The organism is Aeoliella fuhlenseeensis (assembly GCF_052161615.1).
GTDB lineage: Bacteria > Planctomycetota > Planctomycetia > Pirellulales > Lacipirellulaceae > Aeoliella.
In genome coordinates this window covers 4,206,176-4,227,460 of sequence record NZ_CP197417.1, presented here as the reverse complement: position 1 = coordinate 4,227,460, position 21,285 = coordinate 4,206,176, and the positions used below count along the sequence as shown (strand labels likewise).

General features: G+C 60.1%; 16 protein-coding genes. 8 read left to right on the top strand and 8 right to left on the bottom strand.

Going from position 1 to position 21,285, the window contains the following annotated elements; genetic code table 11:
- Nucleotides 1-70: 70 nt before the first annotated feature.
- Complete coding sequence (locus SH292x_RS16540) at nucleotides 71-1,444, top strand: hypothetical protein (RefSeq protein ID WP_442482117.1); 1,374 nt, start codon at nucleotides 71-73, stop codon at nucleotides 1,442-1,444.
- Between the two features lie 74 nt (nucleotides 1,445-1,518).
- Here the strand turns inward: SH292x_RS16540 and SH292x_RS16535 are convergent, their stop codons facing one another.
- Both SH292x_RS16535 and SH292x_RS16530 read right to left on the bottom strand, forming a co-directional pair.
- Entirely contained in the window at nucleotides 1,519-2,091 is a 573-nt protein-coding gene (locus SH292x_RS16535; RefSeq protein ID WP_442482116.1) for a DUF6580 family putative transport protein, read from the bottom strand.
- A gap of 61 nt (nucleotides 2,092-2,152) precedes the next feature.
- Entirely contained in the window at nucleotides 2,153-2,611 is a 459-nt protein-coding gene (locus tag SH292x_RS16530; protein WP_442482115.1) for a DUF4430 domain-containing protein, read from the bottom strand.
- Between the two features lie 168 nt (nucleotides 2,612-2,779).
- Between SH292x_RS16530 and SH292x_RS16525 the strand changes: the two genes are divergently transcribed.
- The 3 genes from SH292x_RS16525 (at nucleotide 2,780) to SH292x_RS16515 (ending at nucleotide 9,826) form a co-directional block, all read left to right on the top strand.
- Entirely contained in the window at nucleotides 2,780-4,930 is a 2,151-nt protein-coding gene (locus SH292x_RS16525; protein WP_442482114.1) for a 3-hydroxyacyl-CoA dehydrogenase NAD-binding domain-containing protein, read from the top strand.
- Nucleotides 4,931-4,986: 56 nt separating this feature from the next.
- Entirely contained in the window at nucleotides 4,987-6,144 is a 1,158-nt protein-coding gene (locus SH292x_RS16520; protein ID WP_442482113.1) for an acetyl-CoA C-acyltransferase, read from the top strand.
- Nucleotides 6,145-6,502: 358 nt separating this feature from the next.
- Nucleotides 6,503-9,826, top strand: a complete 3,324-nt coding sequence (locus SH292x_RS16515) for a hypothetical protein (protein WP_442482112.1) — start codon at nucleotides 6,503-6,505, stop codon at nucleotides 9,824-9,826.
- Between the two features lie 142 nt (nucleotides 9,827-9,968).
- Here SH292x_RS16515 and uraH read toward each other — a convergent pair whose 3' ends face one another.
- Genes uraH through allB form a run of 3 tightly spaced genes read right to left on the bottom strand, consistent with a single transcriptional unit; the run spans nucleotide 9,969 to nucleotide 12,135 of the window.
- Nucleotides 9,969-10,310: a hydroxyisourate hydrolase gene (gene uraH, locus SH292x_RS16510; RefSeq protein ID WP_442482111.1), complete on the bottom strand. Its 342-nt coding sequence runs from the start codon at nucleotides 10,308-10,310 to the stop codon at nucleotides 9,969-9,971.
- Entirely contained in the window at nucleotides 10,307-10,846 is a 540-nt protein-coding gene (gene uraD, locus SH292x_RS16505) for a 2-oxo-4-hydroxy-4-carboxy-5-ureidoimidazoline decarboxylase (RefSeq protein ID WP_442482110.1), read from the bottom strand. The genes uraH and uraD overlap by 4 nt, the downstream gene beginning before the upstream one ends.
- Entirely contained in the window at nucleotides 10,843-12,135 is a 1,293-nt protein-coding gene (gene allB, locus SH292x_RS16500) for an allantoinase AllB (RefSeq protein ID WP_442482109.1), read from the bottom strand. The genes uraD and allB overlap by 4 nt, the downstream gene beginning before the upstream one ends.
- A gap of 83 nt (nucleotides 12,136-12,218) precedes the next feature.
- On the opposite strand from allB, the gene pucL reads away from it, so the two are divergent.
- Nucleotides 12,219-13,070 (top strand): factor-independent urate hydroxylase, encoded by an 852-nt coding sequence (gene pucL / locus SH292x_RS16495; protein ID WP_442482108.1) that lies wholly within the window; start codon nucleotides 12,219-12,221, stop codon nucleotides 13,068-13,070.
- A 4-nt stretch (nucleotides 13,071-13,074) separates the two neighbouring features.
- Here the strand turns inward: pucL and SH292x_RS16490 are convergent, their stop codons facing one another.
- From SH292x_RS16490 to SH292x_RS16480, 3 genes are read right to left on the bottom strand one after another with little or no spacing between them, the layout of a single operon-like run.
- The gene (locus SH292x_RS16490) at nucleotides 13,075-14,331 is read right to left on the bottom strand and encodes a M20 family metallo-hydrolase (protein WP_442482107.1); all 1,257 of its coding nucleotides are present in this window, start codon (nucleotides 14,329-14,331) and stop codon (nucleotides 13,075-13,077) included.
- On the bottom strand, nucleotides 14,328-15,092 hold the full coding sequence (gene allE, locus SH292x_RS16485; protein WP_442482106.1) for a (S)-ureidoglycine aminohydrolase: 765 nt from the start codon (nucleotides 15,090-15,092) through the stop codon (nucleotides 14,328-14,330). The genes SH292x_RS16490 and allE overlap by 4 nt, the downstream gene beginning before the upstream one ends.
- A complete protein-coding gene (locus SH292x_RS16480) occupies nucleotides 15,089-16,339 on the bottom strand; it encodes an allantoate amidohydrolase (protein ID WP_442482105.1) in 1,251 nt (416 codons plus the stop codon). The genes allE and SH292x_RS16480 overlap by 4 nt, the downstream gene beginning before the upstream one ends.
- 166 nt (nucleotides 16,340-16,505) lie before the next feature.
- Between SH292x_RS16480 and SH292x_RS16475 the strand changes: the two genes are divergently transcribed.
- Genes SH292x_RS16475 through xdhC form a run of 3 tightly spaced genes read left to right on the top strand, consistent with a single transcriptional unit; the run spans nucleotide 16,506 to nucleotide 21,209 of the window.
- Nucleotides 16,506-18,005, top strand: coding sequence for a xanthine dehydrogenase small subunit (locus tag SH292x_RS16475; RefSeq protein WP_442482104.1), 1,500 nt, complete (start codon nucleotides 16,506-16,508; stop codon nucleotides 18,003-18,005).
- Between the two features lies 1 nt (nucleotide 18,006).
- Nucleotides 18,007-20,433, top strand: a complete 2,427-nt coding sequence (gene xdhB / locus SH292x_RS16470; RefSeq protein ID WP_442482103.1) for a xanthine dehydrogenase molybdopterin binding subunit — start codon at nucleotides 18,007-18,009, stop codon at nucleotides 20,431-20,433.
- On the top strand, nucleotides 20,430-21,209 hold the full coding sequence (xdhC, locus tag SH292x_RS16465; RefSeq protein ID WP_442482102.1) for a xanthine dehydrogenase accessory protein XdhC: 780 nt from the start codon (nucleotides 20,430-20,432) through the stop codon (nucleotides 21,207-21,209). Before xdhB ends, xdhC begins: the two co-directional genes overlap by 4 nt.
- Nucleotides 21,210-21,285 lie beyond the last annotated feature (76 nt).

Below are 21,285 nucleotides of genomic sequence, written 5' to 3'. Positions count from 1 at the left end.
CGAGTTACCACCCTTGTCTCTCCCGCTGCTTACCAACCCTGCGAGTTCCCACGTGCCCCTCGTTTGCTCGTTGAAGAAATTAAATGCCGCCCGATTGGTGACGCTTGTCGGGGCGTTGGTACTCGCCGCGTCACCCGTGGCCACGGCTCAGTACATCGCCAAGCCAATCGACGAGCAAGCCAAGCGTTTCGGGGCGGCTAAGGCCAAACAGTATGCCCGCACCGGTACGGGAGATGCCGCCACGCAGGCAGCTTTCAAGGCGTACATCGAAGGGTATGCTTTGCCAGCGATGACTCAGTACGAGCCGGCCGCACTTGCCGACATGTCCAAGCAGCGATACGACTTCATGCGCAGCTTTCTGTGGGGGGCAGCACCGTCGGTACAGCCCGTCGTGACCGAAGCAACTTACAAGCTCATGTACGAGGTGGCGATCAAGGGCCAGTACCACATGGCGGCGCGTTACAACGCCATGCTCATGCTGGGCGACCTGGATGCCAAGTACGCCACGCGCGACACCCCGCCGCAGCCATTGCCCCAAGCCAACAAGTTTCTCACCGACTATGTGTCGCGTGGCATTGACGAGCCACGAGCCCCGGCTGCGCTGATTACAGGGGCGCTCATCGGGCTTGAGCGCCACGCCAAGACACTCGATGGTCTGCCACCCGAGAACCAAGCGGCGACCATCGCGGCGTTGCTCAAGGTCGTAGAGAAAGAAGAATTTCCGCAAGACGTCTCCCCAAGCGTCGCGCAATGGATGCGGGTGATCGCTGCCCGCGGCCTCGCCAACACCAAAAGCCTGGGCGAGGGCAATAAGTACCACTTGGCCATCATGAAAGCGCTGGGCGATGAAGAGACTCGCCTCAACACGCGTGTCCGCTTGGCGGAACTTCTCGGCCAGTACCAGGAAGCCTACGCGGCCGCCACTGGCATCGACGAACGTGCCACGGTCCAGACATTGCTTCAGCTCGCGACCGACATCGCAGCCGACGAGAACCAACGAGCCGTGAAGTTCGAAGAGGAAGCGGTCGGTCCCGGCGGTGGTGGTGGCGGAGGGATGCGCGGCGGTGGTTTTGATAACTTTGGGACGGGCACCGAGATTCCCAGCGAGTACCAAGTACGCCGAATTGTGCTGCGTTTAACGGGCCTGAAGAAGGGTATTCAAGCGGTGAAGCCCGCGATTAAAGATGCCAAGTTCGTCGCCATGTTAGACGAAGTGATTCAGTCCATTGATCCCGTGATTGCTACGGCGACACAAAAGAGCGTGGTGGAACTCAACCTCACGCGCGACGTCAAGCAGATGGCAACGGCGATTGCTGCCACCACGGCCTCACTGGGCGTGGAAGCGGTGGAAGCTCCTCCCGAGAGCGACGAGGAAGAAGCCGAGGCCGAACTCGAAGAAGGTGATGAAGCGAAACCCGCGGTACCGGCCGCGCCAGCCGCCTGAGTCGCGTTGAGATCACATGGACTTAGGTCGCGGACCGCGTGGCGGTCCGGCTAGCGCCAATACTAAGGGCGAACCTACACGGCGCTGGAAGTCATCTGACGTTGGTGCGCCGTGACGGCGGCCCAGGCGCCGAAGATCAGCGTCATGTAGAACAGGTCGCCCGTGACCATCTTTAGGGCAAATGGAATCGCGGCGACGTAGCATTCAACGAGCCCTGCGAAGTCGGGCGTGAACTGCAAAGCGCTCCCCGGCACGGGACCCACCGCCCACACGGCGAAGTTGGTGGCCACGAAGAAGAACAAAGCTGGCAGCAACGCTGCAGTGCCACCACGAACAAGCGTTTGTGCCTTGCTCGCACTTTCTCGCAGCCACGGTCCCAGCATCGCTGGCAAGAGCATCGACGCCCACACCGTGGCAAGCACCCAGGGGCTGAAGTGCGAGGGTTCCACCAGATCGCTCACCGCGAGGGCCGACAACGGCACGAGCGCCGCGATCCACCGATTGCGAAAGTAGTAGCCAGCGAACAGCGCGGTCGCCGCCACAGGGGTAAAGTTCCAGTCGACGCGGCCCATCCGACCGACCACCGCAATCACCACGAGTAGCACGAAGACCAGATGATCGCTGTTGAGTTGCAGGTAGCGGCGCACGGCGGGTTCCAAAAATGGGATAGGTCGGAATTTGCAGCCCTTCATAAATCGGCAGCCCCTATTATTCGTAAGTGGCGAACTTCCACAAGACTTGGTCGCCCCGCTTGAGGGTTTGGGTCCCGATTCCCCGCTGGGCGTGCTCGCCGTTGATTTCGTACTGCCAATTGCGGCCCGAAGCTCCTTCATTCTCTTGATCCGCGATTGAAACCAGAAAAGTCGACACTCCGGTCCCTTGATAAGCAAATTTCCAGGCGTGATTGGCCTGTTCCACCGCCCGCATGGCATCAAGCACCGTCATGTTGCGGACGTGGGCAACGGTCACGGGTGGCAAATCGACCGCTTCGAACGTTACCCCGAGTAGCGGATCCACCGGCGAGCTTCCGCCGCCCGTCGTGCTTACTTCAGTCCGAGTGGGGGCTCCCCAATAATTCACCGCCAGAACGACTCCGAGAACCACGATCAGGGCGGGGACGAGGTACAGCCCTCGCGGATTCTTGGGGCGTTCTTCGGTAGCGGGCATTGAGTTCTCCATCCGGCACAGTTGGCCACATCAAGAAGGCCCTGTCAACGGAACGCCGCCAAAGTCTTCCGGACGGTCCTAGTCCCTGCCATCGTTGTAGGTTACCTTGGTTTATCGCACTCGAGCGCGGAGGATTTGCTCGCCTGTTCCCCTGTCGAAGCAATCGCCATGACGGCCTACCGGCACACGACCCTCGACTTTCCGTTTGCGGGCATCGCTCGCTTGTCGCTTCACCACGCCGACCACAGCGTCAACGTGCTCGCCCGCGATCTGCTCGAAGAGGTGAAGTCGCACCTCGACGCGCTCGCAGAGCGAGATGATGTCGTAGGATTGGTCATCACAAGCGGCAAGCCGGGTAGCTTTATCGCGGGGGCCGACCTTACTGAGTTCGCCGCGTCGCTCGACGAACCCCCCGAAGCGATAGAAGCCGTTAGCCGCGAAGGCCAAGAGTTATTTCGGCGATTCACCACAGCACCCTACGTAACCGTCGCGGCCATTGATGGTATCTGCGTTGGTGGTGGTCTGGAACTAGCCGTATGGTGCGATCGCAGGATCGTGACGGACAACTCGAAAACGCAGCTCGGTTTTCCCGAAGTGAAGCTCGGTTTGTTCCCGGGTTGGGGAGGCACCGCACGAACCCCGCGCATTATCGGCCTTGCAAATGCCGTCGAATTGATCACCAGCGGAAACAATGTCAGCGGCAACGAAGCCTACAAGCTGGGCCTTGCCGACGATTTAGTGCCGGGTGGTGAAAAAGCGAGCGAAAACCTGGTTTCTGCGGCTAGGCGGATGATCGAAGCCGACCGCACTTCGGGCGATTACCTCGCGAACCGCGAGGCGTGGTCGCGGCCAATCGACATCAACGAGACAGAACTGGCGTTCCTAGGGGCGACAGCCGTCGCGATGATTCAGCAGGAAACGAAAGGGCAGTATCCAGCGCCCGTTGTCGCCCTCGAATTGATGCTCGAGGCCTCGATGGTTGACTGCGACGAGGCGTGCCGGATGGAAGCCGAACGCTTCGTGCCGCTGTTCGGGTCGCCGATCAACCGCTCGCTGCTCAACGTTTTCTTCCTGCAAGATCGCAACAAAAAAGGGGCCGGCGGCGGCAAGGATGCGAAGGCGGTAAGCCTGGGAGTGATTGGAGCTGGCACCATGGGCCAGGGAATTGCCGCGGTCAGTTTGCGGCGTGGCGTTCGTGTCACTTTGTCCGACAATCGCACCGAGGCCCTCGCAGCCGGCGAACAAGCGGTGCTCAAGGAAGCCGCGTTCGATCGCGAACTCAAAGCGCCGAATCTCGACAAAGTGCTGGAGCTGACGCCGCAGCTCGATACGACCACCATCACCAGCGAACTTGGCGAATGCGACTTGGTTGTCGAAGCCATCGTCGAAGACGCGGCGATCAAGCAGAAGCTGTTCAAAGCCATCGAACCATCGGCGAAGGAGAACACGATCCTCTGTTCGAACACGTCGACGATTCCTATCACGCAACTAGCCACGGGGCTCAAGCATCCCGAGCGATTCTGCGGATTGCACTTCTTCAATCCAGTCCGCAAGATGCCTCTGGTTGAGGTGATTCGGGGTAAGGCAACCAGCGATTCGACGGTGGAACGTGCCGCGGCGTTCGCCCGCCAACTCGGCAAGTCGCCGGTGGTGGTGAACGACGGGCCTGGGTTCTTGGTAAACCGCCTGCTATTGCCCTACATGAACGAGGCCGCGGTGCTGCTCGGCGAAGGCGTGTCGATCAAGGCGATCGACAAAACCGCCAAAGAGTTTGGTATGCCGATGGGGCCGATCGAGTTGCACGACGTGGTGGGTCTCGACGTTTGCCTCCACGCCGGCAAAGTGCTGCAAGAAGCGTTCAGCGATCGCGTTGTGCCGACGCCGGTCGTCGACCGTTTGGTTGCCGCGGGGCGGCTGGGCCAGAAGAATGGCAAAGGTTTCTTCAACTGGATCAAAGACAAAAAAGGCCGATGGAAGAAGGAGCCCAGTCCCGAAGCAGACGCGATTGTCGCCGAACTGGCCACCAAGGCGGACAACGCCGGTGATCTCACCGAACGCCTGATCCTGCCGATGCTCGTCGAAGCGACTCGAGCGATTGAAGACAACATCGTTGGCGACGTTCGCGATGTCGACCTCGCGCTGATCATGGGCATTGGCTTCCCACCGTTCCTCGGTGGCCTCTTTCACTGGGCCGACACGATCGGTGCCGCGACGATTGTCGAGAAGCTCAAAGCGTTCGAACGCCTGGGCAAGCGGTACCAACCGACCGCCATGTTGCTGGAACACGCCAAGTCGGGCATCAAGTTTTACGGAAGCTGAGGGACTGGCTAGTAGCTGGTAGTAGCTTCGTCATCCGGATTTCGTCAGACACTAACATGCCAATTCCTGTTGTTATCGACGCTTGTCGCACCGCGATCGGGCGGGCTCATCCCGAACTCGGCATCTATCGCGACGTGCGTGGCGATGACCTCGCCACCGAAGTGGTGCGTGCGATCGTGCAGCGCACCGGCATCGATCCCGCCGTGGTCGAAGACGTGCTGATTGGTAATACCCAGCAGCAGGGCGAGCAGGGCCTCAACATGGGCCGCATGGTCGCCCTGATGGCCGATCTGCCAATGGCAACAGGCGGAGCTACCATCAATCGCCTGTGCGGCAGCAGCCTACAAGCCTTAAACCAAGCCTCGCACGCGATTATCGCCGAGGCTGAAGACGTGCAGATCATCGGCGGCGTGGAACACATGCAGCACATCCCCATGGACGCGGGGGTAAACCTGAATCCGCGGTTGTTCAAGCACACCAGCAAAGGCACTTTGCTGATGGGCGTGACGGCTGAGTTCCTTGCCCAGTCCATTGGAATCAGTCGCGAGGAGCAAGACGAGTTCTCGCTTCTCAGCCATCAGAAAGCGAATGCTGCGCACGAATCGGGGGCATTCAATGCCGAGATCGTTCCGGTGTGGGGGCGTGATGAGCGGGGCGAGCGTGTGCTTTGCCGCCGCGATCAAACCGTGCGCACGGACGCGAGCCTCGAAGCGCTGGCTGCCCTGCCACCTGCGTTTATGCCTGGCATTGGAAGCGTTACCGCGGGCAATAGTTCGCCGTTGAGCGATGGTGCCGCCGCCGTGCTGGTGATGAGCGATACGCGGGCAAAGGAACTAGGCCTCGAGCCGATGGCAAAAATTCTCGCCACGGCGGTGGTCGGGGTCGATCCCGCCGTGATGGGAACCGGTCCCGTCCCGGCGACTCGCAAGGCGCTCAAACGAGCCGGACTAACGCTCGATGACATTGATCTGGTGGAACTCAATGAAGCATTCGCAGCGCAATCGATCGCTTGCATTCGTGAATTGGGACTCGATGTGAGCAGGGTCAATGTTCATGGCGGCTCGATTGCCATCGGTCATCCACTCGGCGCGAGTGGTGCACGCATCACAGCGACTTTGCTGCATGCGATGCAAGAACGCGATGCGACACTGGGGCTAGCGACGATGTGCATCGGCGTCGGTCAGGGCATTGCCACGGTGTTCGAGCGGCTGTAATGGGCCGTCTCGCTAGTGCTGTCGCTCTACAAATTCTGGTGTTTTTCTGAAAAGTGGTGTTGACGAGGTCTCCTGGCTTTCGTACTAACACCCCCACTTGTCTTTAAAGCTTTTCAACGAACCAGTTTTTCAACGTCGGCGAATGCGTCGCATCGCGTAGGCAAAGAGCCAACGGATCCGTCCGTAGCTAACTGTGCCAGCACTGCGCCGGTTCGCATCCCCAGTCCCCAACCACAAAATCGTCTTCCGGAGTTTTCCGGAATCGACTACCGTCTCCGCGCCACGGAAGGCCGACGGCGACGGTATGCTGCCGATGTGATCCATCGCAACAAGGAGAGTCGAGTTGAACGCGACACGGATGTCCAAAATCGTAGTGCTTTTAGGCATGGGCCTGGTTACCGGTTTCACGGTGACTGCCTCTGCTCAAGCCCCCACCAACACACCCCCGGCGACGGAGTCGACGCGAGAAGCTGTCGACGCCAAGCTCGCCGAGGCAAAGACCGCCATCGCAGCGGGCGACCTGCAGAAGGCTGAGCGGTTGCTCACAGAAGCCGACCAGGCGAACGTGCGGTACCCGCTCTTCCACTTTGGCGACACGCCCAGCACGGTGCGTCGCGAACTGATGCGGGCCCAGTCCACGGTGGCGGCCGATCCGTTCCCCAACTCGGTGCCGATGCCAACCCAGCCGACGCAGCCAGCTCGGATGGTCGATCCGGCAGTGATGCCCGTCGCGGCCAACGGCCCTTACGGCAACTACCGCGAGGAACTCCCGGGTGCACTCCCTGGAATGCCTCAAGCCGGTGCCGCTCCAAATGGAGCGATGCCACCGGCTGCCGCACCGGCGAACTACCCCACCACCGATCCGCAGGTGCAGCCTTCGGCGTTGAATCTCGGCTCGGCAGCTACGCCGAATCGCTACGCGGCCCCCGCGGGCATGATGGATACGAATCAAGGTGTCGGTAATACTGCTCAGCAGATGCCCGGCATCAGCGACCTTCGCTTTGCTCAAGCCCCTGGAACGCCCGCCCCGGAAGCTTTGCCATCGAATGGTGCTCAGTCGTTACTGCAAGCGGGCGAATCGGCCCTGCGTAAGGGTGACCGCGAGCAAGCCCTTCAGCTGTTCCGCCAGGCGAACGCCAATCGCAACGACCTTGATCCAACCGCTCGCCAGTTGCTCGACAGCCATCTTAGGATGCTGTCCTCGGCTCCCGAGACGCTCGATGTTGCTCCCACTGCGACGCCAATCGCCAATGCCGAAGCAAACATCGAAGCCCTCGATAGCCAGCAGCAAGTCCTGGTACGCCAGCTCAACGCCGATGTCGGCCGGGCGCAAGGCCTAGCTCGCAAGGCCGTGGAGAAGGACCCCAAGGAAGCCGTCCGCCTGCTAGACGAAGTCGAAGCCCAAGTAAACAAGAGCGGTTTGGACGATAGCACGAAGCGAATCTTCCTGTCGAAGATCAACCTCACTCGTTCGGACGTAAATCTTTACATCGAGCAGCATCGCTCGGAGCTGGAACTCGACGAGCGGAACAAGGCGGTACTCGCCGAAATCGACCGCCGCAACGAACTAGAGCTCGCGCAGCAGCAGAAGATTGCAGAACTCGTGGACGAGTTCAACAAGCTTCGCGACGACCAGCGTTACCACGAAATGGAATTGGTCGCCCAGCGACTGCGTGAAATGGCTCCTAACGAACCTGTCGTCATGCAGGTTTGGGAGAACGCCAAGTTTATCCGCCGACATCATATCAATAGCGATATCGCCTCGCGTAAAGAGAACGGCATCGTTCAGTCGTTCCTCGACGTGGATGCGGCTTCGGTGGCGACCACTTCCGATGGTAACGAAATGGTGTTCCCCAAGAACTGGGGCGACCTCGCCAAGGAGCGGGGAGGTCGCAATGATCGCAGTCGCCGTCGCAGCCCCAAGGAGCTGGAGATTGAAGCCAGCCTGCGTAAGCCTGTGTTGATGCGTTACCAAAACGAACCACTCGCCGCGGTGATTGAAGACCTGTCGAAGGCAACCGGCGTCAACATGGTGCTGGACCTGCGTGGCCTCAATCAAGAAGGCGTGTCGAGCGATACGCGTGTTTCGCTGAACGTCAACAGCGAGATCTCGCTGAAGAGTGCCTTGAATCTGATTCTCGAGCCGCTGCATCTCAGCTACGTCGTCAAGGACGAAGTGCTGAAGGTAACCAGCGAGCAACTGAAGAATGGCGAAATCTACACCAATGTGTATGACGTCGCCGATCTCGTGATTCCGATCCCGAACTTCGTGCCCGATAACAACATCGGCCTGCAGGGCCTGATCAACAGTGCTCACGCGGCGATGGGGTATGGAGCGGGTGCTTTTGGCCATGGACCGATGTCGTTCGTCAACGCCCGCAACGAAGATCCGGCGAAGGGCCAGTTGCCAGAGACCGCGCTCGCCCAAACCGCAATGCCGGGTGCTGGGGGGGGGATGGCCTCGCCGACGTCGCTGCCAATCGGTGGCGGTCCGGGCGGCCTTGGTGGTGCGGCCAACGCCGACTTCGATTCGCTGATTGACCTGATTATCTCCACCGTCGCCAGCGACACCTGGGTGGAGAATGGTGGTCCAGAAGCCGAAATTCGTCCCTTCCCCACCAACCTGAGCCTCGTCATCAGCCAAACCCAGGACGTCCACGAACAGATCGCGGACCTCCTCGAACAGCTCCGTCGTCTGCAAGATCTGCAGGTGACCATCGAAGTGCGGTTCATCCGTCTCAACGACACGTTCTTTGAGCGTATCGGCATCGACTTCGACGTGAACATCGAGAACAACGATCCTGATGGTGGCACGCTGCAACCAGGTCAGGCGTACGAAGGCGAGTTCCCGAGCTCGGTGGTCGGTTTGACCGATGGCCAGTTCCCGACCTTCACCAACGACCTCGACATTCCGTTTAGACAGAACAGCTTTGGCCTCGCCGTGCCAACCTTCGGTACGCCGATGGACGTGAGTACGTTCGGCTTCGCTATCCTCAGCGACATCGAGGCGTACTTCTTGATCAACGCCTCGCAGGGTGACCGACGCAGCAACGTGCTGAACGCCCCCAAGGTGACGTTGTTCAACGGCCAGCAAGCCTTCGTCGCCGATACCTCGCAGACGCCCTTCGTGATCAGCGTGGTGCCGGTGGTGGGTGAGTTCGCCGCGGCACAGCAGCCGGTGATCGTGGTGCTGTCCGAAGGAACCTTGATGACCATCCAAGCGGTGGTGTCCGAAGATCGACGTTACGTACGACTCACGGTGGTGCCGTTCTTTAGCGAGATCGGCGACGTGCAGGAGTTCACCTTCGAAGGAACGACCAGCACCAGCACTTCGAGCAGCACGACGGACGATGCCGAGGGCAACACGCTCGAAGAAGACGAGGCAGAGGACATCATCCGCAGTGGCACAACGGTGCAGTTGCCGACCTTCCAGTTTGTCAGCGTGACAACCACAGTGAGCGTGCCCGACGGTGGTACGGTGCTACTGGGTGGTATCAAACGCCTGAACGAAGGTCGAAACGAGTTCGGTGTACCGCTGCTGTCGAAAGTGCCGTACATCAACCGCCTGTTCCGCAACGTCGGTATCGGCCGCGAAACCGACAGCCTGATGATGATGGTCACGCCACGTATCATCATCCAGGAAGAGGAAGAAGCCAAGCTGCTCGGCACGGCGATTCCTTGATCCCAGGGATAAAAGCAAAACGGAATTCAACTCGCGCCGTCGTCGGGTCTTCGGACCCGGCGGCGGCGTCTCCGTTGGGTATCGGTCGCAAAACCTCGGGGCTGGCTAGACATCCAGTACTGCATCGAAACTTCGAATACTCTCAGCTCCCTCGATACGTGGAGTATCCGAACGGAGATAGAAGTAGCGGCACGTGATAGTGCTCGCTTGGTTCCTTGAGGTCGAACTGGATATCGACTTTAGGATAGAAGCTTTCAACTCCGAGCTTAGTAAAGTACGCCGCCACGTCGAATGAGAGCTGATAGACACCCGGCGTGAGTTTGCCGCTCAGCAAATCGGTCACCCGGCCATCGGCGTCGGTGATGCCGGTGGCGATGGGATCGAGTAGAGTTCCCTCTACTTGGCGGTAAAGCGTGATCGCGATACCGGAAGCTGGATGGCCGAGCGCAGTGTCGAGAACATGTGTCGTGATGGGACTTTTCATCGGTTCGTCTCGTTTTCGGCCAAGGACGCGGCCAGTTTTTCAAGCCGCAGACGGGTGATCTTACGCTGTTCGCCAGCGGCAATGGCTAATTCCGACTCGGCATCATTACCGAGGCGGACTTTCAGTATGGCGAGCATCTCGTCGGCGGACTTCCCTGTGGCGCAGACAATGAACAGGTATCCGAAACACTCGAAATAGTCGTCATTTCCTTGAGCGAGTGCTTGAAGTACTTCGTCTGAGGCGACCGAGACTCCTGCTTGCTCGCCTCCCGACCACTCGCGATTGCCCGCGAATTTCATTCGCAACGAATCAAGGTCGCCAATTCTCGGGTGAGCGGCGAACGCTTCGAGCCAGGCTTCGCGAGGCATGCGATCGAAAACCTCGTCGACCGTCTCCAAAAGCGATTTGGCATCATCAAATGGTCGTCGTGCCGCTAGCTGCCCGCACCACCAACTCGAACCGCAGCATTTCTGCAGCTCCGCGATGGCCGCATCCGCATCGAGCCCATTCAAGTGCTTCACGAGTGGCTCGCTCATAGTGCGACTCCTCTGCCCGGGGCAGCGAGTTCGCCACGGAGGTAGGTTCGAAGCACGATGCATTGTAGCGTCTCACCATCGTAAGGTGTGATTGGGTGACGATGCCGGAGACTTTGCGCGTCGACCTTGAATGTGGCATTGGGATCGAACACCACGAGGTTCGCTTCGGAGCCTACAGCAATTCCGGCCGGTCGACCAATGAGCTTCGCTGGCCCCGTCGATAGCCAATGAACTACTTCCGCCAGGTCAACGCCACGCGCCGACGCGTCCATCCACAATACAGGAAGCGAAAGCTGAATCGAGCTAATTCCTCCCCAAGCAAGATCGAAGCGACCTTCCGCGAGGCGTTTGTCCGCTGGAGGGCAGGGGGAATGGTCCGAGGCAACGAAGTCGATCGTGCCATCGATTAGTCCCTGCCACAACCCCTCGCGATTCGCCTCGTCTCGAATTGGCGGGGCGCACTTGTACTGGCATGCGCCGTCGGGAATCTGCTCGCTCGCGAAGTGGAGATAGTGCGGGCAAGTTTCGACAGTAAGCGGCAGTCCTTCTGACTGTGCATCGCGAAGCATTGGTAAGCTACCCGCATCTGCTAGATGGACGATATGCGTTGGGCATCCTGTCTCGCGGCACAGATCGATCAGCAACTCAATGGCTGCTCGCTCAAACTCCGGGGGCCGGCTTGCCATGTAGTCGGCGTAAGAACGCGGGTTGTACATCGCGGGAGCCTCGCGAGCGATCTCTGCATGGGCTAGCAGTGGGATGCCTCGTGCGGCGAGCAAGGGCATTGCGGCGCGGAGTTCTTTTTCGGTGGCGGCAGGGAATTCGTCGATGCCGCTATGGCAGAGAAATGCTTTGATGCCCAGCACGCCAGCATCGAGCAACGACTCGATATCACTAACGTTGTCCGGCACGAGACCTCCGTAGAAGCCAACATCGATGGATAGCTTTCCTTCCGCGGCCGCCCGCTTCGCCGCGAGCGCCGCGGCGGTGGTCGTTACCGGCGAACTGTTAAGTGGCATGTCGACCGCGAGCGTCACGCCCCCCGCGGCCGCAGCGGCCGTCCCGGTCGCGAAACCCTCCCACTCGGTTCGACCCGGCTCGTTGAAGTGGACATGCGTGTCCACGAGCCCCGGGATCAATGCCAGTGAGCCGAGGTCCTCGCCTTGACTGGGATCGTACGGCTCAATTGCGACGATCTTTCCTCCCTGTACGCGGATCGTGGCGGGACGCTCGCCATCAACGGTCAAGACCCGCCGACTGCTCAGCACGAGTTCCGTGATATTCTGCATGGCTTCGGGTGGCACTGCGGGCGGAGTCGACTATCATGCTTATCGCAACGTAGGCAATATACCACGACTCGCTGGAGGTTGGCATGGCAGGCCGCTTGGCTTCGCATCGATACGGAAAACATCGCGTTCGCGTGAGCAAGGTCCGCCGCCCGCGGCTTGCCCCCGCCAACGAAGAACGCCACGAGTTCGTGGAAGTGTCCGTTGATATCGAACTCGAAGGTGCTTTTGCCCCTTCTTATACCGATGGTGACAATCACCTAGTGGTAGCGACCGACACCTGCAAGAACACGGTGTACGTTCTTGCCAAAGACGACCCGATGCACTCCATCGAGGCGTTCGGGCTAGTCTTGGCGAATGACTTTCTGTCGCGTTACTCCCACGTCTCGCAGTGCAAGGTGCGATTGAGCGAACGCGTGTGGGATCGATTGGGTGAGTCGCCCCACTCGTTTGTTGCCAAGCAACGGATGGTTCCCCAAGCGATCGTGCGAGGCAGCCGAGGCGAGGCCCCCATCGTGATGAGCGGTTTCAAAAAGTTGCTCGTTGCGAAGACTACCGAGAGTGGCTTTGAGAACTTCCACCAAAGCGAATTCCGCACGCTGCCCGACACGCACGATCGCATCCTCGCGACGGAAATGTCGACGAATTGGCGATATTCAACGCTCGAAGTCGACTTTGCAGAGACCCGTCAGCGGATACTAGATTCGTTAGTTAGGCGATTCACCGATCACTACAGCCGAAGCGTCCAAGAGACGCTGTATTTTATGGGGCAAGCCGCGCTCGCCGCCGAACCTGCGATCAGCGAGATCACGCTCACGCTGCCGAACAAGCATCATCTGCTCGCGAACTTAGCGCCGTTTGGCCGTGAGAACCAGAACGAGGTGTTCGTCGTCACGGACGAGCCCTTTGGTTTCATCACCGCCACGGTGGTGAGATGAGTCGTTAACTACTCGAAAGTTCTGCCAGGGTGATGGCGAGTGTTTCCACGCCGGCTTTGATTTGCTCGGGCGACGAGTACTCGTCGGGTCTATGCGAGACGCCGCCGCGGCAGGGGATGAAGATCATGCCCATTGGTGCCACGCGGGCCATGAACAGTGAATCATGGTACGCTCGGCTGATCATCTTGCGGGAGCTCAGCTTCAACCGGTTGGTGGCGCGCTCGACGGCGTCCACAACACGCTGGTCAGATAGGGCGGGGGGGTCGGCGTTTAGGACTCGCCATTCAACCTCCACGTTTCGTCTCTTGGAGATGGTTTCCACTTGGTCGCCAATCTCGCGAAGCACCAGGTCGCGGTTCGCACCATCAATGTCGCGGAGGTCGAGTGTAAAGACCACACGGCTTGGGATGGAATTGACCGCCCCAGGATGCACATCGACGCAGCCCACGGTGGCCACTAGATCAGGGCTTACACTGCCTTTGGCGCGGGCTTCGATGGCGAGGATCATTTCAGAAGCCGCGGCCAGTGCATCGCGGCGAGCAGGCATTAACACACCTCCAGCGTGCCCACCCTCGCCCATTACCGTGAACTCCGCGGTTGCCGGGGCGGCGATTGCCGTGACGATTCCGATGTCGAGTTGCTCCTGCTCTAGCATTGGCCCTTGTTCGATGTGCAGCTCGATAAACGCCGAGTAGTATTCGTCCATGAGCAAGCAGTCCTTCAGTTCGCCTTGGAAACCCGCGACGCGGCGGACCGTGTCGTAGCCATCTCCCTCGCCATCGCGCAACTGACTCAAAAGGTCCGGTGTCAGGGCACCGCTCATTAGGCGACTCCCCGTGCAGCCGATGCCAAACCGTGTCGGTTCTTCCGAAGTAAACATAACAACTTCAATCGAACGACGTGGTTGGAAGCCCGCTCGCTGTAGGGACCGAATTGCTTCAAGGCCTCCTAGCACGCCGACCGTTCCGTCGTACATTCCCGCGTGGGGAATGGCGTCGGTGTGGGAACCGGTGCCGACGGCAGGCAGGTCGGGCTTCGAACCTCGCCACCGCGCGAACATGTTGCCGATGGCATCGACGCGAACCTCCAGTCCCGCATCCTGGTACAACCCGTGAAGGTACTCGCGGGCTTCAAGATCCTTGGGCGTGAACACCACCCGCGTCACTGCGGGCGGCGGCACACTCGCATCGGAGATCGACGCGAGCTGATGAAGCTCGGCCATCAGCCTATCGATGTCGGTAACGGGACTTGGCAGGCTCATGAGATCGGCGGGAACAGAGGATCGCGGTGGATATCTTTGTAGTAAATATAACTCGCCGGCTGCTTTCCCATCGCGACGAACCACTGCGGGCAGTAGCTACCCATCCAGATGGTGTCCCCAGTTTGAACCGGGTACCAGCGTTCCGCCAACCGATAGACTCCCATGCCCGACCGCATGTAGAGTCCATGTTCCATCACATGCGTCTCGACGAACGGCAGCGCTGCGCCCGACTTGTAATTGAAAACGTTCACCGCCATGTCGAACCCCGGCTCGATGGGCAGGAGCGTGGCGAGCATGGCGTCGGGATCGCCTAAGAACGGAGCTGTCGGAGCGCCAGCCAGTGTGCCTACAACCTGTCGCGGCACTGCTACTCCTTCGAGCGGTTGGTACAGCTTCTCAAAAACAAGCAGCTCGCAGTCTTGCGGCACGCTTAGATCGTACTTCGAATCCGGCGGCAACCACGCGAAGCTGTCCGTGGCGAGCGGTTTGCCATCCATTGTCGAGGTGCCAGCCAAGACGTAGACGAGACGCTGCACTCCTGGGGCCGCCCCTGTGGTTCGGCTGCCCTCAGAGCCCCTCACCAGGTACTGCGCGAACCTTGGACCGCCCGACCCACCCCGCATCGCGGGGCTGATAAGCACCACGCCCTGCGTATTCTCCCAGCCCACTAGCGGCGACGGGACGTGGCTGTCGAGACCAATCAGTGCGTGGTCGCGTTCGACACGCGTCCGTGTTTCGCCGAAAAGCATCTTGCTTGTCATGATGTTGATTCTAAGTTGGAGAATTGATCGGCTAGCTTCAAAACGTAACGCGTTATCACGGCGATTGCCACTGCTACGTCCTCGACCAGCACGCGTTCGTCTGGATGATGACTGATGCCTCCGGGGTGACGCAGGAACAGCATGGCCATCGGGAACGATTGCCCCATGATCACCGCGTCGTGACCCGCGCCGCTCTCGAGTTGAAGTACGGGATAGCCGCATTCGGCAATGGTCTCTTCCAGGGCGAACATCATTCGTCCGTCCGCTGCGACCGCGTTCTGCGAGTTGTCTTCGAGTAGCCGGAACCGACAGTTTTCGCCTTCAGCCGACTGTTCGGCCGCTTCCAGCAGCTCGCGAATTCCCGCCAACCGAACGGCGTTGTCCAGATGCCGCACGTCAAGTGACAGCTCCACGCGGCCTGGGATGACGTTGGGAGCGTTGGGTGCGACCTGCACGCTGCCGACCGTCGCCCGAAGTCCTGCGAGGCCTGCGGCGACCTCGCGGACTTTACCAATGAACGTTGCTGCGGCCACGAGGGCATCGCTCCGGTCTGCCATTGGCGTCGTGCCGGCGTGCCCGGGTTCGCCCACAAATTCGAGCCTCAAACGACTCTGCCCTGCAATGCCAGTGACCACCCCCAACGGTACATCGGCACGCTCGAGCACGGGGCCTTGCTCGACGTGGGGCTCGAAGTATCCGACCACCTCGCCCGGATCGTACGCAGATTGACTCAGATTATCGGGCTGAAGGCCGAACCGAGAGAGACAGCTTCGCAGGGAAATTCCCTCGTCGTCAAAACGTTCGAGCCAAGCCTCGTCGAAACGCCCCGCTACCGCAGCACTTCCGAGGTACGGCATTCGATACCTTATGCCTTCTTCTTCGCTGAAACCAATCACGTCCAAGCAGAATGGCAATTCTTCGTGCCGGAGCGCTTCGGCCACCGCAACGCCGACCATCACCCCTAGCACGCCATCGTAACGCCCGGCACCAGGAACCGAGTCGAGGTGCGAACCAACGATCAGCACCTTGCTGCAGCGACCCTCGCGACGGCCGACGATGTTCCCCGCATCGTCCACGCGTACTTCCAGGCCGGCTTCGCGCATCCATTCGCTCACCCGCGCGTGCACGGCGTGCATTGGCTCGCTGAGGTAGCGGCGCGTAATGCGGCCAGCTTCCTCCGAGCAGGTGCCCAGCTCGTCGCAGCGCGACATGACGGAGGCGGCCAAGGTGCTTGCCAAATCGCTCATTGGGAATGTGTGGAATTGAGGGACAATGCGCGTTGACGGTGCGTGCCGCGAATTCTAAGTTATTAGGTAGACACGATATAAGCCTAGTTGCCAAAAATACTTGTGACAATCTGCCTGTGGCGGGCGCAGATCCATAGACTCCCACTCCCGGGGACCCCGCTTCGCCATGCGAGATCACGTCGTCTTCTATGTGAATGGTGTTCGCCGTACAGCGGATGCCGCCACCGCCCTCCGAACTCTATCGGATTACCTGCGGCTCGCTTTAGGCGAAGAGGACAGTACCCGCCTCACGGGCACCAAGATCGCTTGCGCCGAGGGAGATTGCGGGGCCTGCACGGTGCTGGTGGGTGAACTGGCGGCGAATGGCCATGAGTTGGTCTACAGGACCATCGACGCCTGCATCGCTTTTGTGTTTCAGATGGATGGCCGGCACGTGGTGACGGTCGAAGGCCTTGGAGGTACTCCAGAGCTTACCGCGATCCAGTCGGCAATGGTCGACGGACATGGCAGCCAGTGCGGTTTCTGCACACCAGGTTTTGTCATGGCACTACACGGCGTCGCCGAGGAGCATGCCGCCGAAGGAGCTACGGGCTGCTTCCACAGCGAGCAGCTCCGTAGCGGGCTCTCGGGTAATCTGTGCCGTTGCACAGGCTACCAGCAGATTCTCGACGCTGCCCAGTCGATCGCGCCGGAAGCCATCGAGCGGCTTGGCAGTCGGTACGGCAGCAAGGCATTGATTGACGCCTTGAAAGCGTTAGCGAGCGATGCAGTGGAGATTGCCCCGAACCACGTCGCGAATGGTTCGCCCGCACCGGTGGTCGCGATACCGAAGTCGATAGACGACCTGCTCGCCGGGCGAAGCAAGTTTCCCGAGGCACGCTTGGTCGCTGGTGCGACGGACCTGGGCGTCCACTACAACCACGGAAAGTTCACGCCGCAACAAGTGATCTACACCGGCGCGATCGACGAACTACGTGAAGTACGAGTTGAGGACAATCAACTTGTCATCGGAGCCACCGCCCGTTGGAGCGACATCCTACCCGTGGTTCGCGAACACGCGCCGCAGTACGCGGAGGTTCTCGAGCGTTTCGGCAGCCCTCAGATTCGCCACGCGGGGACCCTCGCCGGGAACTTAATGAATGCTTCGCCGATTGCCGATTCGATTCCGTTTCATCTGGTCTGCGAATCTACATTGAAGCTGAGTTCGGCCCGTCGCGAGCGAGTGGTGGCGATCAGCGACTTCTATCTCGGCTACAAAGAGCTCGATCTTAAGTCAGGCGAAGTGCTCGTTTCTATCGACACACCGCTACCGCCCGCCGATGTCGAATTGCGGCTGTACAAGGTCTCAAAACGTCGCGACATGGACATCAGCACGGTGACCGCGGCGTTTTGGGTGCGAGAATCGAACGGCAAAGTCGTCGAGGCTCGGATTGCGGCCGGCGGTGTGGGGCCGGTCGTGGTCCGTTTAGGCGACGCTGAGCAATCGCTAGTCGGCAGGGCGTTAACGCTTGAATCCATGCGAGAAGCGGGTCGTATCGCGCGAACCGAAATCAAGCCAATCTCCGATGTCCGCGGAGCCGCTGACTACCGTTTGCAACTGGTTGAGAACCTGTTTTCGAAGTGCTTCCACGACTTGCAGGTCGAACTCCAGGGATCGGGGGCCTGACATGACGGAAGTTGGGAAACCTCTGCCTCACGATTCGGCCATCGGTCACGTTACCGGCACGGCGGCCTACATCGACGACCTTCCGCGGCGTGAACGCGAGTTGTACGTAACCTTCGTGGGCTCACCAGTCGCCGCGGGCCGACTCAAATCGATTGATCTAACCGAAGCGGCCAAGGTCCCCGGCGTGCGGTGCCTGCTGACGCATAACGACCTCGCCGGACCGAATCACTTCGGTCCCATCATCGTTGACGAGCCCTTCTTAGTTGAAGACGAAATCTCGTACATCGGCCAACCGGTGGTGGCCATCGGTGCCGATTCGAAATCCGCGGCCGATGCCGCGCGTAAGCTCGTGAAGCTCGAAGTCGAAGAGCAATCGCCGATACTCACTATCGACCAAGCCATTGCGTGCAATTCGTACATTGGTCCTCGACGACAGATGGCGAGCCTCGGTGCAGAAGATCCTGAGGTCGTGCGTGACGCGTTCAAGGCGGCGCCGCATGTGATCGAAGGTCGCTTTCATTCCAATGGGCAGGAACAGTTTTACTTTGAGACGCAGGCCGCGCTGGCCGAGCCTGCCGATGGCGGCGGGATCCGCGTTCTGTCGTCCACACAGAATCCCACAGAGACGCAGGCCGTCGTGGCCGAGGCGCTTGGGCTTGGCATGCACCAGGTGGTGTGCGAGTGCCCGCGGATGGGTGGCGGATTCGGCGGCAAGGAAACGCAGTCGGCGCTCACCGCCGTGATGGCGGCGATGGTCGCCCGTACCACGAATCGTCCTGCTCGCATGGTATTGTCGCGGCTCGACGACATGTGCATCACGGGCAAACGCCATCAGTACCAGACCGACTATCGCGTGGCGTTCGACGCCACGGGGCGACTGATCGCGGCGGAGTTCGACTTTCATTCCAATGGCGGGGCCTTCGCCGACCTATCCACAGCCGTGCTCGAACGGACGATGCTGCACGCGGACAACGCGTACCACATTCCACTGATGAGAGTGTCCGGCCAGGTCTGCCGCACCAACCTGCCACCCAATACCGCGTTTCGCGGGTTCGGCGGACCTCAGGGACTTGCGGTGATTGAGCACTGCCTGGACGAGATCGCTCGGAAGCTTGACTTGGACGCGGCGGACGTGCGACTTCGAAACGTCTACCGCGACGGCGACCCCGAGCGGAGCGTCACGCACTACGGGCAGATCGTCCGCGATCATTTACTGGGGGAAACTCTCGAACAACTTATCGACTCGTCGGATTATCGCGCACGGCGTGCGGCTATCGAAGAGTTCAGCACCAAGAGCGCGACGCACCTTAAGGGCATTTCGGTTTCGATGGTGAAATTCGGCATTTCGTTCACCACCAAATTCCTGAACCAAGCGAACGCGCTGGTCAACGTCTACACCGATGGCACCGTGCAGGTGTCGACCGGTGGCACTGAGATGGGGCAAGGGCTCAACACCAAGCTCCGGCAGATGGTCGCCGACGAGTTTGGCTTGCCGGTGTCGATGGTGCGTATGATGACTACCTCGACCGAGAAGAACAACAATACGTCCCCCACCGCCGCGAGCGCCGGCACGGATCTTAATGGTGCAGCGGCCCTCGATGCGTGTCGCCAGATTAAGGAGCGGATGCGGGCGTACGGGGCCGCGCTGCTGGCCAATGCCGAGCGTGGACTCGTCGCCTCGCCGGACAACATTCAGATTGCCGGCGGATACGTCTACGACGATCGCGATCCGGAAACCACTCGACGAATCGAGTTCGCCGATTTCTGCGCCAACGCTCGCCGCGAACGCTTCGACCTGGGGGCCCGCGGTTTCTTTGCCACCCCTGGTGTCGACTACAACCGCGAAACGGGGCGAGGCAATCCGTTCTTCTATTTCACTACGGGTGCCGCGGTGGCTGAGGTGACCATCGACCGGTTCACTGGAGAGCTCGTATTCGACCGAGCCGATCTGTTGATGGACATTGGTCGGATGATCAATCCCGGGATCGATCGGGGGCAAGTCATTGGTGGGTTCATCCAGGGAGTTGGCTGGGTGACGAATGAGGAGCTTTGTTACAACGATCGCGGGGCTTTGCTTTCAACCGGACCCACTACCTACAAGATTCCCAACATCACGGACTTGCCTCGCACTCTGAACGTCGATTTCATCGACAATCCCAAGCACCAGAAGAATGTCCGTTTGAGTAAAGCGGTAGGCGAGCCACCGCTAATGCTGGGGCTAGCCGTGTGGCTCGCGGCGCGGCATGCGTTGTCGTTCGTGGCCCACGGCCAACCACTTCCGCTGTCGATACCCGCGACGAGCGAAGAGCTGCTAATGACGCTCACAAAGCTCACGGCATCGAGCGAAGTCACGCGGTTGCCGGAACCAAGTCGCAATGGTGCCTCGACAGCGGGTTCGCGTTCTCCTAAAGCGAACAAGCCGCAATGAGCGAACCAAGTGTCCTACGGCGAAGTGCGGAATTGGCGGAAACGCAGACGCCATTCGTGATGGTGACGCTCGTTGAGGCCATTGGCTCGACGCCTCAGGATGTGGGGGCGAAGATGCTGGTGAGCGGCGAAGGGCTCGTCGAAGGAACCGTTGGTGGTGGGCGCGTGGAGGCCAAGGCCATCGAGCACGCTCAAGCGATGCTGCTTGTCGCGGAGCGCACCTGCGCGATCGTCGATTGGAGCCTGAAAGCCGATGTGGGAATGACATGCGGCGGACGCGTAAAACTGTTGTTCGAGAGCTTCGGCGTCGTCCCGTGGCGGATCGTCGTGTTTGGCGCGGGACACGTTGCTCAGGCGCTGGTGCGAATTCTAGTCACTTTGCCGTGCCAAGTGACCTGCATCGATTCTCGCCAGGAGTGGCTCGCTCGGCTCCCGGCCGGTGTGGGTTTGGTCGAATCCTCGCATCCGGAAGAGCACGTTGATGCAGTTGATGAGAACACGTTTGTGGTCTGCATGACACAAGGTCACAGGACCGACTTGCCCGTGCTCCAGCGAATCTATTCGAGCGGTCGAGCGTTTCCGTTCGTTGGCGTTATCGGCAGCCGCGCTAAGGCCGCCGTGCTCCGCAAGGAACTGGCTGAAGCGGGAATCGATCCCGCCAAGCTAGACTTTCACTGCCCCGTAGGGCTGGACCTGGGCACCAACCACTCCGCCGAAATCGCGGTGAGCATCGCGGCTCAGTTGCTCGCAGTGCGCGATGCGAAATCGGCGAAGTGATGACGTGATTGTTTCCTTAGCCACGGATGAACACAGATGAAACACGGATAAGGAAACCAGCTGAGGAATATCAGCT

Coding starts and splice junctions, on each gene's coding strand:
- SH292x_RS16530 (WP_442482115.1), bottom strand. CDS start 2,611: ATGCCCGCTACCGAAGAACGCCCCAAGAATCCGCGAGGGCTGTACCTC.
- SH292x_RS16525 (WP_442482114.1), top strand. CDS start 2,780: ATGACGGCCTACCGGCACACGACCCTCGACTTTCCGTTTGCGGGCATC.
- SH292x_RS16520 (WP_442482113.1), top strand. CDS start 4,987: ATGCCAATTCCTGTTGTTATCGACGCTTGTCGCACCGCGATCGGGCGG.
- SH292x_RS16515 (WP_442482112.1), top strand. CDS start 6,503: ATGTCCAAAATCGTAGTGCTTTTAGGCATGGGCCTGGTTACCGGTTTC.
- uraH (WP_442482111.1), bottom strand. CDS start 10,310: ATGAAAAGTCCCATCACGACACATGTTCTCGACACTGCGCTCGGCCAT.
- uraD (WP_442482110.1), bottom strand. CDS start 10,846: ATGAGCGAGCCACTCGTGAAGCACTTGAATGGGCTCGATGCGGATGCG.
- allB (WP_442482109.1), bottom strand. CDS start 12,135: ATGCAGAATATCACGGAACTCGTGCTGAGCAGTCGGCGGGTCTTGACC.
- pucL (WP_442482108.1), top strand. CDS start 12,219: ATGGCAGGCCGCTTGGCTTCGCATCGATACGGAAAACATCGCGTTCGC.
- SH292x_RS16490 (WP_442482107.1), bottom strand. CDS start 14,331: ATGAGCCTGCCAAGTCCCGTTACCGACATCGATAGGCTGATGGCCGAG.
- allE (WP_442482106.1), bottom strand. CDS start 15,092: ATGACAAGCAAGATGCTTTTCGGCGAAACACGGACGCGTGTCGAACGC.
- SH292x_RS16480 (WP_442482105.1), bottom strand. CDS start 16,339: ATGAGCGATTTGGCAAGCACCTTGGCCGCCTCCGTCATGTCGCGCTGC.
- SH292x_RS16475 (WP_442482104.1), top strand. CDS start 16,506: ATGCGAGATCACGTCGTCTTCTATGTGAATGGTGTTCGCCGTACAGCG.
- xdhB (WP_442482103.1), top strand. CDS start 18,007: ATGACGGAAGTTGGGAAACCTCTGCCTCACGATTCGGCCATCGGTCAC.
- xdhC (WP_442482102.1), top strand. CDS start 20,430: ATGAGCGAACCAAGTGTCCTACGGCGAAGTGCGGAATTGGCGGAAACG.